The organism is Actinacidiphila acidipaludis, assembly GCF_019890725.1.
Taxonomy (GTDB): Bacteria; Actinomycetota; Actinomycetes; order Streptomycetales; family Streptomycetaceae; genus Actinacidiphila; species Actinacidiphila acidipaludis.
The window spans coordinates 1-400 of sequence record NZ_JAINZZ010000160.1; the positions used below are offsets into that span (position 1 = coordinate 1).

The window sequence follows — 400 nt, forward strand, 5'->3', positions numbered from 1 at the left end:
GCCGCCGGTGGTGCCGCCGGTCGTCCCACCACCACTGCCGCCCAGCGTGATGTTGGAGTTGCCGCTGCTCTGGTAGCCCTCGGTCGCCAGGATCTGGTAGTTGAACGAGCCCAGGTTCATACCGTGGCTCGCCCACGCGTCGAAGTGGTTGCCCGTGGTGATCGAACCGCCCGTCCGCTTCGACTGCCGCACACTCCAGTACTGGTTGAACGTCGCGGTGCCGATGATCGACGGCTGGTTGACCCGCTGCGTCTCGTAGATGTCGTACGTACCGCCGTCGGAGGTGACGGTGCCCTTGTACGTGCCCGTCGGCCGGTAGGTGCCGTAGTTGTCGACGATGTAGTACTCCACCAGCGGGTTGGTGGTCCACCCGTACAGCGACAGGTACGCGTTGCCCGAT

At 65.0% G+C, this 400-nt stretch carries 1 protein-coding gene; it reads right to left on the reverse strand.

All coding sequences use genetic code 11. The features are described 5' to 3' along the window. The coding region (locus K7862_RS37135) for a glycoside hydrolase family 11 protein (RefSeq protein ID WP_222970225.1) at positions 1 to 400 on the reverse strand (400 nt) is incomplete at both ends.